The organism is Cyanobium sp. NIVA-CYA 375 (assembly GCF_056108345.1).
The window spans coordinates 1-537 of the sequence record NZ_JBSYHW010000422.1; the positions used below are offsets into that span (position 1 = coordinate 1).

The 537-nt window shown below is 66.9% G+C and carries 1 protein-coding gene; it reads right to left on the reverse strand.

Going from position 1 to position 537, the window contains the following annotated elements:
* Positions 1-116 precede the first annotated feature (116 nt).
* Positions 117-537 (reverse strand): hypothetical protein (locus AC01FP_RS18935; RefSeq protein WP_474482499.1); only part of this gene is annotated, 421 nt, incomplete at its 5' end.

A 537-nucleotide genomic window follows, 5' to 3' on the forward strand; every position in this document is an offset into this window, starting at 1 on the left:
CAGTCCCCAGTGCGGTTTCGCCAGCACCGAGGAGGGCAACCTGCTGGCCGAAGAAGAGCAATGGGCCAAGCTCGCGCGCTGCGTCGAGGTGGCGGAAGATGTGTGGGGCTGACGCGTCAGCGCCCTTCGAGCGCTTTGATCACCCACACCTGCACGGTGTTCGATTCGAGGAACTCACGCCCCAGCTTGCGTAAGGCGGGGTCGCGGGCATTGCCGTCGATGATCGCGGTGAGGATATCGCAGTTGTAGGGGACGGCGACCGCTTCGGCATAGCGCAGCGCTCCGTTATGCCGCTTGTGCCGGTAGGTGCGTACCCGGCCAAAGGCATCGGTGATACGGAGCCGCTCTCCGGGCCCGACCGGGACGAACCGCGGGTCGAGAAGGCGGACATCGACCGCCTGCTCCAGGACCGCGTCGGTCGCGATACCGTCGGGGCAGTCGCCCTCTTGGCTGGGCTTCAGGGCGCCGAGCTTCAGCCAGACATAGACATCGTGGTCGTCGCCGCTGTAGGCGCGGCCCGGAGCCGCTTCTTCCGTG